Annotated in this window: 18 protein-coding genes and 1 riboswitch; of the genes, 2 read left to right on the top strand and 16 right to left on the bottom strand. The window is 35.3% G+C overall.

All coding sequences use genetic code 11. From position 1 onward, the window contains the following. Window positions 1-21: 21 nt before the first annotated feature. From arsC to GH715_RS09080, 4 genes are all read right to left on the bottom strand, one after another. On the bottom strand, window positions 22-441 hold the full coding sequence (gene arsC / locus GH715_RS09095; RefSeq protein ID WP_163578565.1) for an arsenate reductase (thioredoxin): 420 nt from the start codon (window positions 439-441) through the stop codon (window positions 22-24). 19 nt (window positions 442-460) lie between these two features. Then, window positions 461-1,756 carry an arsenic transporter gene (locus GH715_RS09090; protein ID WP_153835131.1) on the bottom strand — a complete coding sequence of 432 codons (1,296 nt, stop codon included), beginning with the start codon at window positions 1,754-1,756 and terminating at the stop codon, window positions 461-463. Between the two features lie 16 nt (window positions 1,757-1,772). Beyond that, window positions 1,773-2,120, bottom strand: coding sequence for an ArsR/SmtB family transcription factor (locus tag GH715_RS09085; RefSeq protein ID WP_018933086.1), 348 nt, complete (start codon window positions 2,118-2,120; stop codon window positions 1,773-1,775). Between the two features lie 208 nt (window positions 2,121-2,328). Continuing rightward, window positions 2,329-3,405, bottom strand: coding sequence for a metal ABC transporter solute-binding protein, Zn/Mn family (locus GH715_RS09080; protein ID WP_153835130.1), 1,077 nt, complete (start codon window positions 3,403-3,405; stop codon window positions 2,329-2,331). 284 nt (window positions 3,406-3,689) lie between these two features. On the opposite strand from GH715_RS09080, the gene GH715_RS09075 reads away from it, so the two are divergent. Continuing rightward, window positions 3,690-4,451: a FixH family protein gene (locus GH715_RS09075; protein ID WP_153835129.1), complete on the top strand. Its 762-nt coding sequence runs from the start codon at window positions 3,690-3,692 to the stop codon at window positions 4,449-4,451. A 92-nt stretch (window positions 4,452-4,543) separates the two neighbouring features. Here the strand turns inward: GH715_RS09075 and GH715_RS09070 are convergent, their stop codons facing one another. Next, window positions 4,544-4,867 carry a DUF4870 domain-containing protein gene (locus GH715_RS09070; RefSeq protein ID WP_153835128.1) on the bottom strand — a complete coding sequence of 108 codons (324 nt, stop codon included), beginning with the start codon at window positions 4,865-4,867 and terminating at the stop codon, window positions 4,544-4,546. 116 nt (window positions 4,868-4,983) lie between these two features. On the opposite strand from GH715_RS09070, the gene GH715_RS09065 reads away from it, so the two are divergent. Then, window positions 4,984-6,273: a lysine N(6)-hydroxylase/L-ornithine N(5)-oxygenase family protein gene (locus GH715_RS09065; protein WP_153835127.1), complete on the top strand. Its 1,290-nt coding sequence runs from the start codon at window positions 4,984-4,986 to the stop codon at window positions 6,271-6,273. A gap of 201 nt (window positions 6,274-6,474) precedes the next feature. Here GH715_RS09065 and GH715_RS09060 read toward each other — a convergent pair whose 3' ends face one another. The 11 genes from GH715_RS09060 to queC form a co-directional block, all read right to left on the bottom strand. Then, the gene (locus tag GH715_RS09060; RefSeq protein WP_163578564.1) at window positions 6,475-7,149 is read right to left on the bottom strand and encodes an HAD family hydrolase; all 675 of its coding nucleotides are present in this window, start codon (window positions 7,147-7,149) and stop codon (window positions 6,475-6,477) included. Between the two features lie 156 nt (window positions 7,150-7,305). Then, a complete protein-coding gene (locus GH715_RS09055; RefSeq protein ID WP_153835126.1) occupies window positions 7,306-7,848 on the bottom strand; it encodes an ATP-binding protein in 543 nt (180 codons plus the stop codon). 71 nt (window positions 7,849-7,919) lie between these two features. Next, a complete protein-coding gene (locus GH715_RS09050) occupies window positions 7,920-8,954 on the bottom strand; it encodes a serine hydrolase domain-containing protein (RefSeq protein WP_153835125.1) in 1,035 nt (344 codons plus the stop codon). A 283-nt stretch (window positions 8,955-9,237) separates the two neighbouring features. Continuing rightward, window positions 9,238-9,801, bottom strand: coding sequence for a Uma2 family endonuclease (locus GH715_RS09045; protein WP_153835124.1), 564 nt, complete (start codon window positions 9,799-9,801; stop codon window positions 9,238-9,240). 150 nt (window positions 9,802-9,951) lie between these two features. Next, a complete protein-coding gene (locus tag GH715_RS09040; protein WP_153835123.1) occupies window positions 9,952-10,743 on the bottom strand; it encodes an alpha/beta hydrolase in 792 nt (263 codons plus the stop codon). A gap of 75 nt (window positions 10,744-10,818) precedes the next feature. Then, the gene (locus GH715_RS09035; RefSeq protein WP_228760275.1) at window positions 10,819-11,463 is read right to left on the bottom strand and encodes a GNAT family N-acetyltransferase; all 645 of its coding nucleotides are present in this window, start codon (window positions 11,461-11,463) and stop codon (window positions 10,819-10,821) included. 36 nt (window positions 11,464-11,499) lie between these two features. Further along, window positions 11,500-12,108, bottom strand: a complete 609-nt coding sequence (locus GH715_RS09030; protein WP_153835122.1) for a transglutaminase-like domain-containing protein — start codon at window positions 12,106-12,108, stop codon at window positions 11,500-11,502. 63 nt (window positions 12,109-12,171) lie between these two features. Continuing rightward, window positions 12,172-12,645, bottom strand: a complete 474-nt coding sequence (locus GH715_RS09025) for a GNAT family N-acetyltransferase (protein WP_153835121.1) — start codon at window positions 12,643-12,645, stop codon at window positions 12,172-12,174. A gap of 119 nt (window positions 12,646-12,764) precedes the next feature. Next, the gene (queE, locus tag GH715_RS09020; RefSeq protein WP_163578563.1) at window positions 12,765-13,493 is read right to left on the bottom strand and encodes a 7-carboxy-7-deazaguanine synthase QueE; all 729 of its coding nucleotides are present in this window, start codon (window positions 13,491-13,493) and stop codon (window positions 12,765-12,767) included. Then, window positions 13,486-13,953, bottom strand: a complete 468-nt coding sequence (gene queD / locus GH715_RS09015; RefSeq protein WP_018933107.1) for a 6-carboxytetrahydropterin synthase QueD — start codon at window positions 13,951-13,953, stop codon at window positions 13,486-13,488. Before queD ends, queE begins: the two co-directional genes overlap by 8 nt. Beyond that, window positions 13,953-14,621, bottom strand: a complete 669-nt coding sequence (queC, locus tag GH715_RS09010) for a 7-cyano-7-deazaguanine synthase QueC (RefSeq protein ID WP_153835120.1) — start codon at window positions 14,619-14,621, stop codon at window positions 13,953-13,955. The genes queD and queC overlap by 1 nt, the downstream gene beginning before the upstream one ends. A gap of 79 nt (window positions 14,622-14,700) precedes the next feature. Continuing rightward, window positions 14,701-14,745, bottom strand: a riboswitch (PreQ1 riboswitch). Window positions 14,746-14,857 lie beyond the last annotated feature (112 nt).

Here is a 14,857-nt window from a genome sequence, read left to right as displayed (position 1 = left end):
AGTTCTCATTTCCAAAAATAATTATTCTCCTGTTTCCGCAAACTTTCTAATCCGTTCCCCAATCTCATCACGTACTCGTTGGAAAACAGCCCATTTCTCTTCCTCTGTTCCTTCCGCTTTTGCTGGGTCATCAAATCCCCAGTGTTCATTACGGATACCAAACGGGATAACAGGACACTTATCTCGTGCATCACCACATAATGTCACAACCATATTTGAATTGCTTAGTATTTCCATGTCAATTTTGTCAGAGGTTTGTTCAGAAATATCAATACCGACTTCATTCATCGCTTTCACTGCATTTGGATTTAATCCATGTGTCTCAATTCCTGCACTGTAAACATTCCAGTCATCACCTAAATATTTTTTTCCCCAGCCTTCTGCTATTTGACTGCGACAAGAATTACCTGTACATAAAAAGTAAATGGTTTTTTTCGCCACTTTGAATTCCTCCTAATAGTTAAAATAATAATAGTGTCAGATATAGACCGACTAGTGTAATAAATAAAATCGGGATCGTGAGAATAATCCCAGTCTTAAAATAAGTACCCCATGAGATTTTTACACCTTTTTGGGATAGAACATGTAGCCATAAAAGCGTTGCTAGTGAACCGATCGGAGTGATTTTTGGACCTAAGTCAGAACCAATTACATTGGCGTAGATCAATGCTTCACGTACAACACCAGATGTATTTGTTTCGGCAATCGCCAATGCATCAATCATTACCGTAGGCATATTATTCATCACGGAAGATAATATTGCCGCTATAAAGCCCATGGCGACAGTAGCACTGAATAATCCTTGATCTGCACTCCATTGAATGAGACCTGCCAATACGTCAGTAAGTCCGGCATTACGAAGACCATAAACAACGACATACATACCAATAGAGAAGAAAACAATTTCCCATGGAGCTCCTTTAACCACTTCTGTCGTATTAACCGCTGCACTATTTCGTGCCATGATTAAGAAAAAGATAGCAACGATTCCAGCTATAATGGACACTGGAACAGCAATAAACTCACTAACAAAATAACCAACTAATAATATCGCAAGGACATACCATGACAGATGGAACATTTTAATATCTTTTAATGCTTCAGATGGCTGTTTTAAATGGTCGAGCTGATATGTTTTCGGAATATTTTTCTTAAAGTATAAATACAATACCACAATTGTTGCTAGGATTGAGAATAAGTTTGGAATGATCATTCTTGAAGCATATTCAACAAAACCAATCTCAAAGAAATCTGCCGAAACAATGTTGACCAAGTTACTCACAACTAATGGCAATGAAGTCGTATCAGCAATAAATCCACTCGCCATGATAAAAGGAAAAACCATTTTTTCGCTAAATTGCAGATTGCGTACCATCGCAAGTACTATCGGTGTTAAAATCAATGCAGCACCATCGTTTGCGAAAAAAGCAGCCACTAGTGCACCAAGTAAACTTACATAGACAAACATTTTAATACCGTGACCCTTTGCAAGGCGTGCCATATGTAAGGCAGCCCACTCAAAAAAGCCGATTTCATCCAATATTAACGAAATAATAATAATTGCTACAAATGCAAGTGTTGCATTCCAGACAATTCCGGTCACTTCTAAGACATCCTGAAATCCGACGACTCCTACGAGCAACGCTAATACAGCACCACCGATCGCAGACCAACCAATCGATAAATTTTTAGGTTGCCAGATCACTAGTACTAACGTTGCCAAAAAGATGATAATAGCTAAGATAACATCTAACAAAATACCCGTCCCCCTACTAACAACATGTAATTCTTGTTCCGTTTTTCTCTAATTCTATTAACTTGTCTTCCTGACTAGGTAGTTGTTCCAAAATAGACTTCATTAATCCGAACCATTCACTTTCATGATTTAAGGAATAAAATACCCATTGTCCTTTCCGTTCTTCCTTGATTAAGCCTACATCTCGTAATTTCCGCAAATGCTGACTGATTGATGGCTGACTCATTTGAAAAATTTCAACGAACTCACAAACACAACAAGTCTGATTTTCGATTAATTTCATCATGGTAAGTCTTGTTTTATCACCTAACACCTTAAAAATTGGTGCAGCTTTTTCAATTTGAAATTCCGTTTTGGTAGCCATACTCATCCCCCTTTTTCATTCGTATTTAACTATATAACAATATACTTATATGATCAATGCATAAAACCTATCTTTACAAAAATTTATCGAAAATAAAGGAAGAGGCTATTTTGCCTCTTCCTCTAATCCTCTAATAAAAACAAGGTACAATAGAAACTAGTACAACGGAAAGGTCTCATTTGCAATAAAAATCACTCCGTTTTTTTCTTTAGTTATCTAATGCTTCAGTTAATACGTTTAAGTTTCGTTCCATTAAACTAAAATATGTTTCGTCATTTTCAATATCTTCATCAGTCAAAACGGATAAGTTATGCAATTGTAATGATTCAACATTTGTTTCTGCTTGAATCACTTCTGCTACTTTTGGTTCTACATTTTGTTCGAACAATAGATATTCGATATTGTTATTTTCCACACGATCTAGAATTCTTTCCAACTGTTTCTGAGAAGGTTCCTGAGATGACGACACTCCCGTTATTGCTATTTGTTCAATACCATAGCTCTGTTCCCAATAGCCATATGCTGCATGTGTAACAAGGATTTCGTTATTTGGTGCAGATTCTAATTGTTGATGAAATTCTTCATCTAAAGCAATTAATTTTTCTTCAAGGTCGCTAAAATTAGCTTCAAAGGTTTCCTCTTGTTCTGGATTTAATTCGATTAAGCCCTCTTTGATATTGCGTGCTAATTCTATGGCACGAACAGGATCTAGCCAAAGGTGTGGATCGACATCACCATGGTCATGATCATGTGCTGCTTCCTCTTCGTGTGTATCTTCTTCATGACTATGCTCTTCTTCTTCGTGTGCATGTTCTTCTTCATGACTATGCTCTTCTTCCTCATGCGCATGTTCTTCTTCATGGCTATGCTCTTCTTCGTGACTATGTTCCTCACCTTCGTGATTGTGCACATGCTCAACTAGTGATACTCCTTCAGCTGCTTCAACCATTAATACATCTTCACCTACAAGCGCTTCTTCTATTTGCCCGGCATAGGTTTCTAGATTTGCTCCATTATATAAAAACATATCAGCTTCTGCGATATCTACCATCATTTTAGAAGTAGGTTCAAAGTTATGTGGATCAGATCCAGGCGGTAATATCGTTTCCACCTCTACAAACTCCCCGCCAATTTCTTCTGTAAAATAAGCTAATGGATACAATGTTGAATAGATTTGAAGTGTATCATTTTCTGACTCTTGTTGAGTTGTTTGGGAATCTTCCTCAGCATTACAACCTATTAATAGAAATAATATAGATAAAATGGCTAAACTTGTCTTTTTCATTTAAAAATTGCCCCCTTAATATTATGTATAAAATTTATACTGGGAATAAAACATACAAAAACAAACCGTAATCAATACGATTTAATAGTATTATAGATGATTAGCTTCAAAATGTAAATAATAATTGTTACGATTTGTTTATTTTTTTCAACCAATTATAGTAGGCAATAAACTTTTTGGAACCATGATTATAGTCAGATGTTAAATGTCATACATTGTTCATTGATTATTGTTGCTAGAAGTCGTATAGTTACATTAGAAAAATGCATATACGGAGGAACATAATGAAAAAGAACTATATATTAATCACTTTATTAGCCTTGTTATTAGCAGCTTGTAGCAGTCAAGCAGAGGACGATGACCAACACGAAGATGAGGAAGTAAAAGGTATTCAAGTAGATTTTAAACTTCCTAAAGAAGCAGAAGTAGGTGAATCCGTATCGTTACAAACTACCGTAACTTATGGTGAAGATGAACTGGTCACAGATGCGCAAGAAATGACCTTTGAGTATTGGAATGTAGAAGATTCGGACAATACAGTCCATGTCGATGCTACTAATCACGAAGATGGTACTTATTCAGCAGAGGTAACATTTGAGGAACCTGGTACTTACGAGATTTATGCACATACGACAGCTAGAGAAATCCATTCGATGCCGAAAAAAGCCATTACAATCACTGGAGAGGAAACGGAACATCATGATCATGAGTCACATGAGGATACAGAAGAACATGAACATGAGCATCAACACGGGTTTGACATTAAGCTGAATCCTTTAGAAGGTATAACGGTTAATCAAGAAGAAGACATCACCGTAGAGCTTACGATGGATGAAGAACCATATGAAAATGCACGAGTACGCTATGAGATTATTCTGGAAAATAACGAGAAACACGACTGGGTCGAGACAGAGGAAGTTGATTCTGGTAAATACGTGGCTTCTTATTCTTTTAAAGAAGCTGGACAGGCTGAGATGGTTGTCCATGTAACAGATGATACCGGTCTACACGAACATAAAGAGTATGATTTTGAGATAGAAGAATAATTTCCAATGAAAAAGGTATACGGCTGTTTCAGTATCTAGTTGAAACAATGTATACCTTTATTTGTTACTATCTTGTCAGTAATTAGCGCAACTTATTTGATAAAGCGGATTACGAGCGGAATTCGATATTCCTCTCCATTGAATGCTTTAAATAAGGCAATAAGAGTAAATATAAATGCTAGAACAGCTACAATTGCCAGTAGTACAAAACCAATCAACACCACTACAAGAATTCCACTTACTATGCTATAAATCGTGAAGGAAATAAAGAAATTGAAGTATTCTTTTCCATGATAGTCAATAAATGCTGACTCATCACGTTTGATCAACCAAATAATTAATGGCCCAATTATTGGAGCAAAAAAACTTAGTAAATAAATTAACATTCCAAACAATCTTTCATCACTATTCGTCATTATCTACACCTCCTCCTTCGATATTGTACCATATCTTGTCATTTTCTGTTGATAATTAGATAATTTTTTTGTAACGTATATAATAAGAAGAAATCATATAAAAAAAGGGGTATACTATGGAACAATATGATCTTATCGGAATAGGGATTGGCCCCTATAATCTGGGACTCGCAACATTAACAGCTGAAAAAACAAATCTAAAAACCATCTTTTTTGATCAAAATGGGCAATTTGCTTGGCATCCTGGTATGCTCATTGAAGGTACTGATTTACAGGTTTCCTTTTTGGCAGACCTTGTAACATTCGCGAACCCTACTAGTAAGTATACGTTCTTAAATTATTTGCATGAACAAAATCGCCTATATAAATTTTTCTTTTTTCATAAATTTGAAATGCCTCGCGCTGAATATGCTGCCTATTTAAAATGGGTAGTCAAGCAAATGCCAAATTGCCACTTTAAATCTCAAGTCAAAGATGTCATCGACCATGGTGATCATTACGAAGTAGTTGTCAACCATTGGGGTGAACAAAAAGAATGTTCCTACTTCACAAAACATGTCACACTAGGTACGGGTGGTACACCAATGATTCCATTCGAATTAGATGATATTGGATCTGAAGATGTCCACCATTCCAGTCAATATTTATACCATAAAAAACGAACCGTTCAAGCGAAGCATATTACCGTTGTTGGATCAGGACAAAGTGCGGCAGAAATTTTCTTCGACTTGTTAAAACTACAGGAGCATTTCGATTATCATCTATTTTGGTACACGAGATCTCCTGGATTCTTACAACTTGATAACAGTAAATTAGGACAAGAAGTTTTTACGCCGGATTATGTGGACTACTTTCATGAATTACCATACCAAGAAAGAACGGATTCATTGGAACTCCTTGGCCAGTTACGAAAAGGGATTGACCAGGAAACATTACATAGAATTCATGAGCTGCTCTACCATCGTTCTATTGAAAATAAAAAGCTGCCTGTAACGATTCAACCATTAACAGAGATACAGAAAGTTGTAATACATGGATCGCTTGTAAAAGTCGAGGCAAAACAATGGCAGAAAGGCGAGGATGTCACTTTTGAAACTGAGAAAGTGATACTAGCTACTGGGTATAGGCCAAACATTCCAGATTGGTTTTACCAACGTTTTGAAAACAACATTGAATGGGAAGATGACAAACGCTTTAAAGTAGATAACAATTTTAAACTTGTCTTTAAACAAGGGCAAAGAGAACATCACTTTTACACCTTAACGAATTTGGAACAATCACATGGAACAGGAGCGACTAATTTAGGATTGGCAGTAGATCGCAATATCCAAATTATTAATGAAATTGCCGGAGAAACCGTTTATGAACAACAAAGAGATACGATTTTTACCCAGTTTGATTCGTGATAGACTTTAAGCGGACATCTGTTCCGCTATTTCACGAAAAAAGGGGGAATTTAAACTGTTTGCGGACATCTATTCCCTTATTTATATGAAATTCTCCTAATACAAGCCAAATCTCGGTGAATAACGGAATAGATGTCCGCACCTCCCTTAGAATGAGTCGTTTTTGTAAAAATAGCGGAATAAATGTCCGCTGACTTCTTGTCATTTCGTTTCTATCAAAGTTAATTCTGTTAGACTATGTATTACTTGTACACTTGATGTAGTTTTGTGACCTATTCTGTTTAGCCATACCCCAATCATTCCTGCTTGTTTACTACCTATTGCATCTGCTTCCAATCTATCTCCTACATAATAACTTTTATGAACGTGAGCATTTGCTAGTAGACATGCTTTTTGAAAAATAATTGGATTAGGCTTAGCAACACCTATTTCACTTGAGGTAATAATATGGTCAAAATAATGCTTAATCGCTAAATTCTCTAATTTTTCAATTTGTTGCTGATAATCACCATTGCTAATAATCCCAAGGCGAATCCCTTTTTGTTTTAATGATTTTAAGCAAGGGATTACATCTTCAAAAGCAGACCAATTTCTTTTATACAAAACCAAATAATAGTTGAATATGTCATCTGCTTGTTGGTCATTCAAATGACGACCAAATAAGTCTTTTATACGTAATCTTCTTTGTTCCTGAAAAGTTACTTCACCTGATAAAAATTTCTCGAAATACTTTTTGGATAATGCAAACCACAAATCAACAAAATCCTTTTTGCTACACACTAGCTCAACGCTATATTTTTTATAGAAATCGATTGCTGCCAACCTTTCCGCTTTGTCGTGGTCAAGTAGTGTTGCATCAATATCGAAGAATATCACTTAAACTTTCCTCCATGGTTTAATATAAATGTGTTCAAAATGGGTACTCTTATTTCGTAAACAAGTATATTTATTGTTTTCTAATCTATTTGTAATAGACATGCTCCCTAAGAACACAAATCTTCAAATTATTTCATTGCTTTCCAAATTGTCCATCTATCCTTTTCGGTTATTAAGATAATCCAAGACTATATCAACTCTTTCTGCCACTGTATAATCTCCTTCAATCCTTAAAATTGGACAAGTTAAATCCTCCATCCAATGCTCATGTAAGGTTTTACTTCTCACATCCATACCACCATTATCATATAGGGAAGCCCATTTTAAAAACGTGTTCGATTGCTCGTATTTGCTACCCCCTGCTAATATTTCCTTTCCATACCTTTGAAATTCTCTTTGTCGCAACCTTTCCAGTCTAATATCTGAAGGAATCCATAGAAATATAACCAGATCAAAACAATCTTTAAAGGTATCCCCCCAACCACAAACTGCTCCGGATAAAATCCAGTTTCCATTTTGTGATAAATCCTTTGTAAGCATTTTTCTTCTTTCTGGAACTTGCCTTTGTTCTGTAAATTTGGTTATCCAAAAATAATCATCTGTATCAAGATGTTTATGGGGTAAAGCGTCTGACAATGAAGCACCAAGTGTTGAAGTTCCAGCACCAGCTGCTCCCATTATATGAATTTTCCTGTACATTTTTTCTCCTCCTGTATGACGACCTTCATATATTATTATCATCTAATTCTAAATCAGGACAGATAACTTAATTAACCGTTTACAATTATGATTTCATTTTCTATTTCTTTCATAATATCGTATGCGCCTTCCGACTTATTCGAGCAGACTACAACCTTATAATTGTTTTCTGGATAATAGGCAGAATGAAAACTAACGCCTGGATCATACCCCATCACGTGATACTTATTAATATTGGCATGCTTTTTTTCAATCCAGACACCGTATCCATAGTAACTATTCTGCTCATCTGTTTTCACATAAGGTGTAAACAGTTTTTTCGTGTATTCCACTGATAAAAGTTGATTACGTATCAGTGCATCCCATAACTTAATCATATCTTTCACAGTAGTGTATGCTCCTCCGTCAGATCCACCTTTTACTGGAAGCGAATAAATATTTGTCTTCCAACTACCATCTGAAAAGTCCATATACCCTAGCGCTGTGTTTTGCGGTAAAGCATCAAACTCAAAGTATCCTGATTGATCCATACCTGCTTTGTTAAAAATATGTTCTTGAATATAATCTGAAAAGCTAAGGTTGCTTGCCTGTTCAACAATTAAACCAAGTAATATATATCCTGCATTATTGTAGTGAAATCTCTCCCCAACTTGTAGTTTCATAGCATTTTGTTGAAATAACGGCAAAAAATCCTCTAACCTTCTGATCGTGTACATCGGGTATTTAATCCATAATACTTCAAAGTCATCCATTACCTCTTCATCAAAATAGTCAGGTATTCCAGAAGTATGTGTTAGTAGATGATGAATGGAAATGGATGAATCGAAATGAGGAAGCGAGATGTCCAGACAGTTTTGTAACTTGGTCTCAAACGATAGCTTACCTCTTTCAACTAATTGACAAATAGCTATCGACGTAAACAGCTTACAGCCTGAAGCAATACCAAATCTAGTATCTACTTTATTCTCAAGATACTCTGAACGATTTGCAAAACCATAACTCTTCTCCACCACAATATTATTAGGATTTTGCACAATAACAGTTCCCGAAAAATCAATCTTTTCCATAGCAGCTTTAATACGTTTGACAACATTTGCTTCCAGCATAAATTTGTTCCCTTCTATTTAGTTTTCCGCAAAGAGTCGTGCTGGCTCTATAGCTTACCACTTTAATACTAACATAATATTCCAAAGAAAGATGATATTTTTGGATTTCCCTGCCTTTGTGGTAAATTGTTGTAGTGTAGCTTTAATAAATGTTTAATTAAAAACAAAGAAAGCATCCATTTTAAATAAAAACTAATCAAAATGGATGCTTTCTTTCTATAGTATTTTTATATTTGAACCTTTTCAATTACACTCACGCATTTATGTTGGAAATTATAATTATCTAAACAAATATTTGATTGAGAACTACTTTTAATCCAGTTATGATATTTACAGAAATTGTGTCATCTTTCGTAAAGACTCCTTGAAATTTATATTGATCGCCTACTAAAAGATGTATTTCTACAGATTCGTTTACCGGATCAATAAGCCAGTACTCTTTTATCCCCGCTTTTTGATAAAGATGATATTTCTTCCAGCGATCTAACTTTACAGAAGACGGTGAAAGGATTTCGATAATCATATCTGGTGATCCATTACAACCTTTGTCATCAAGTTTTTCCTGATCACATACTATCGATAAATCCGGTTGAACAACATTATTTATCTCATCATCCTGTTTATTATCTACTAACAGGCGTACATCAAAGGGCGCGAAAAACACTTCACATTCCCTTTCTCGCAAGAAAACAGAAAAAGCTGTAGATAATTCCCTCAGAACCTCTTGATGCCTTCTAGAAGAAGCAGGAGACATATTGAAAATCTCCCCATCAATTAACTCGACCCTTTCACCATCATTCCAGGCTCGATAATCAGCATACGTATATTTCCCGTTTGGAATGGCCATATAAATCATTCCTTTCAACTTATGCTTTTAAAATATATTACCATAAACGAAAACATTACACAGCTAACCTTCAATTTATCACTTAGTCATTTAAAGGTATAAGCTTTCTAGAAGTAAAATCATGACCTTGAAACAACTTTTCCTTTGTAGCTACGAAATTACGTTAAACGAGTGTAAATACTCCTCCATTTCCATTCTTGTTTTATGAAAGTACTTATTCTGGTGCTTACCATAGTTAAAAAAACCATGTTCCATACCTTCAAAAGTTTTGAAGGTAATATCATTTCCTTTATCTCTCATTTGTGTAATAAAATCTAGATTTTGAGCATAAAAATCGTCAGCTGTACCACAAATCCATAGTGTAGGAGGTAAACATTTTTTCATATTATGAATAGGTGAAAGTTTAGTAGCATTTTCGAGTAATTGAGGGTATCGTCTTCTCATGATATCCACTCCATCCATTCCGGCAGCGAAAATAATTAACAAATTGGGAATATGGTCGATACTTTGATTACTATATTCAGATTCATCATTTAAGTCTTTAAACATAATGGAAGAGATAGTAATGTATCCTCCTGCAGATGAACCACATACAACTATTTTGTTAGGATCGACTCCCAACTCAGAAGAATTTCTCCTTACCCATCTAACGGCTGACTTTACATCAGTTATGGCTTGGGTAGGTAAGAAATCTTTATCAGAGCCATTTCGATAGTCAACACATATGGCAACCATACCCTTAGAAGCAAAATAATTTGCTTGATGTTGGAATTGTACGGGAGATTTAGGATTCTTCTTAAAACTACCTCCATTAAAAAATAAAATTGCTGGCCTGTCTGTTTGCTTTACCTCTGGCTCAAAAATGAACAATTTTAATTTTCTATCCTCCATCACCTTATAAGTTCTTTCAGATACGGGGAAATCAAACTTAAGTTTACTCATCGCCCAACCACCTTGAAGTTTAGAATCATATTAGTTAATTCTCTATGTATCTCTGATTATCCTGCTAAACTATTTTCAAATCTGATCTTTTTTGTGATAAGCAAATGATGAGAATATTGCGTTAGCATTAAGCGCTACTTGGACGATTTGTTGTTCTCCATTTTTCTCAAAGACTTTATATTTCTTCATCCCTATTTTCTCTGCTACTTTTTTTGACGGTATATTATTCATAGTAGTGTATGAAAAGATCTTTGGATAATGTAAAACTTCAAATGCATATTCTTTGCAGGCTGATGCAGCTTCTGTCGCATATCCTTTATTCCAGTAGTTCTTGATAATATGAAAGCCGATCTCAGGTACTGTTTCACCTTCAATATTTTGCATTGTAATACCACAATCATCAATGAATGTATCATCATTTTTTAAAACAACTGCCCATAACCCGTGATTATATGTTTGGTAATTTTCGATATTCCACTGGATCCACTTTTCTACTTTTTTGATATTAAATGGTTCAGGATAGTATTGCATCGCTTCTGGATCAGAAAGAACCTTTGATAATTTTTCTGTATCCTCCAGTTTTAATTCTCTTAAATATAGTCTTTCAGTTTCCATTATTTTCACTAATTTCACCTTCTTTATAATGAACCTTTCTTCTCTAATATTACCATAATATTCAAAACCAATTAATGGATACATAATAAAAAAAGAGCGATCCATTTGCTGACCGCATTGTATTGTGCATGTGCTGTTGTATTATAAGGTATCTGGGAGGTGATTCTTGTACATTTCGATAACATTTGTATAGGCTTGTAAAGTAGTAATTGTATTGTGGTTAGGTTTTGTAAAAATAATTGGATAATCTTCCTCGCCAAACTCCTCCTGAACGGAGAATGCTAACTTTTCTTCTTTTAAAGAAAATTCTGCTTGTACTCCTGGTTTATTTCCCCGAGCGTCTACCCTTATCCAACGATTTACCGAACTGAGAAAAACGCCATTTAATGCATGTAATGAGTAACCCTTTTCTGGTGTGTCAAAGATCATTAACTTTTGATAACAGAATCCGGTAGGGATCCCTTCAGCACGTAATATCGCTGCTAACAAATTAGCTTTTGCATAACATATACCTTCTTTAACTCTTAGCACATCTGAAGCTTGACAGGTTACAATTGAGCCTTGAATATCCCATGAATGAGATATTTCATCTCTTACAAATTCAAAAGCTGTTTTCACCTTTTCGATTTCAGTCTGCTCTTCGTTGAATAAATCTTTTTTCTTATTTTGAATGATGGAATGTGAATAATTAACAACTTCCAGCTCTTTGAGATACTCTGCCATGTTGTATGATTCTGGTATCAGTTTCATTCTCTCATCTCCTTTATGTATAATTATACAAAATAGAGAATATTAATACAACAACTAATCAAATTATCCTAAGTATTTTTTAAATAACACTCTACCTTGATCAGAACCATCATAACTGGTGTGAACTGGTACACCATTTACTTCACTATCGCCTTCTTCTATTTCAAACCCCATTTTTTTGTGATAAGCAATCGAAACTTTATTCACTGGGGAGGTGACAGCACGAACAATATTTCTATTATGTTTTTGAACCACTTGAAAAAACTCCTTATAAAGTTGTTTTCCGATCCCATATTTTCGATAATCAGGGTGAACACCGACGAAATGAATATATGCTTCATTAGCATAAGATTGGGACAAAAAGCCAATTAAAAAACCAATAATTTCGCTATCCTTCTCAGCGATAAAACTTGTATTATTGAAATGGACGAAAAATAATTTGGGCAACATATCAGACATTTGTCTACCACCCCACCAATCATTGATTAGGGGAGATATATTATTATAATCTGAACTTTTCACTAGTCTAATTTCCATTATTTTCATCACTCCTAATTAATCTATTTCAAATCAATTGTAAAATAACGGTGTAAAAACTCAAAGTATAAAATGATACTAACAAAGACGTACATAAAACTGCACGCCTTTGTTAGTTTTCACACACCTCTTTTATTTCCCCATACCAAAGTATGGATCTGTGGCAACACACGGACATCGTTTAAAGCACTAGAGTTCATCACCTTCTCAATTAACCACTCATATTTCGTTAATAAATGACTCGCTAATTCGTTCGGTGCTACTGCTTCTAAATTATCATTCCCTACCTGTACGAAAAAGGAAACCTCTGGATATCTATGATGAACATTAGTTGCATAATCCAGGTCATTGTCATCAAAAATAACCACTTTTATACTTGTATGCGGAAGACGCCCGTGCTTTTCTAGTTGGGCTAAAATGTCATCCAACGTTGTCCAATTGGTTTTCATCATGGAGCTTGGTGGTTTTGGAGATATCGTTAAGTCGTCTACTTCCACAAACCAGTCCTGCCAACGACTCCCTTGCGTTTCCAGTGCTACTTCCATATCGTTCGAATGTAACAAGTCTATTAATTCACCTACATGTTTAAGGAGTGCTGGATTCCCACCTGAAATCGTGACATGATCAAACTGATCGCCACCAATTTCTTTTAATCGATTGAAAATTTCTTCACTAGTCATCTTGACAATATCTTCTTTGGCACTTCCATCCCAAGTAAAAGCAGAGTCACACCATGCACAACTGTAATCACAGCCGGCAGTACGAACGAACATTGTCTTACGACCAATTACCATACCTTCTCCTTGGATAGTTGGACCGAATATTTCCAATACAGGGAGCTTACTCACTGATCATCCATTCCCTTCTTGCTTCCGCATAGCTAGTTGGCGTTTCAAATAAACGGACAAACTCTACCCGACATTGATTTGGTAAATCTTGTACTGCTTCTTCCATCTTCTCAAAAATCCAAACAACCATATTTTCTGCTGTCGTGTTCATCTTTGGTAATGTTTCGTTTAAATAACGATGATCGAGATGGATTTCAATTTTTTCTTTCCAGATTTGTTTGATATCGCCAAAGTCCATGACAATTCCAATGTCATCCACAAAGCCACTAATACCAAATACTACTTTATAAGTGTGTCCATGCAGATTTTTGCATTTTCCTTCATAACAATGAAGGTGATGGGCTGCATCAAAGGTGAACTCTTTACTTACCATGACACGTTTCTGGTGATATTTTAATTGATCGCGTTTAATGTCCTGATCTATTTTCTGTAAATCATCGACAATTCGAAAGCCGTACATTATTGATTCACTCCATTACGTTTTGCTAAATAGGTGTCTAATCCTTTTTGTCTTAAATGACAAGCTGGGCATTCTCCGCACCCTGTTCCTCTAACACCGTTGTAACAGGTTAATGTGTTTTCTCTGATATAATCAAAAGCTCCTAATTGGTCGGCTAATTCCCATGTTTCTGCCTTATCGAGCCACATTAATGGCGTATGGACGACAAAATCATCATCCATTGATAAATTCAAAGTAACATTTAATGATTTAATAAAGATATCTCGGCAATCGGGATAACCGCTAAAATCTGTTTCACATACACCTGTAATAATATGTTTCGCATCAATTTGCTTTGCTAGAATCGTTGCGAAGGATAAAAATAATAGATTTCTTCCCGGAACAAACGTGTTGGGAAGCTCACCATCTTCTCCATCCGCTACTTCAATATCATCTCTTGTCAAAGCATTTGGTGCCAATTGATTTAACAATGACATATCCAAAATATGATGTTTAAGGCCTTGTTCTGTTGCAATTTCTTTCGCTACCTCAATTTCCGCTTGGTGACGCTGATTATAATCAAAAGTTACTAATTCTACATGGTCGAACTTTTCTAACGCCCAAAAAAGGCATGTCGTACTATCTTGACCACCACTAAAGACAACCACTGCTCGATTATTTTTATCCATAAAAAAAATTCCCCTTTCACATTGAAAAAGAGAATTCTATACACCCAAAAACAAAAATCATACCTAAGGCACGGCATGATTATCCTTAGTTTTTTATAGAGGGTGTAGCTAGAACCTCTCCTGCTTAAATCGCAGACTTGTATGTTATTTTAAGCACAATTTGTAGTATAGCATATTTTCCTAGACAAAAGGAAGTCAATTGAACTACCCCCACTTAACCTTCTTTCAGGATGTTT

It is taken from the genome of Gracilibacillus thailandensis, from assembly GCF_010994055.1.
Taxonomy (GTDB): Bacteria; Bacillota; Bacilli; order Bacillales; family Amphibacillaceae; genus Gracilibacillus; species Gracilibacillus lacisalsi.
The sequence above is the reverse complement of the archived record's forward strand: the minus strand, read 5'-3'. Positions and strand labels throughout refer to the sequence as shown.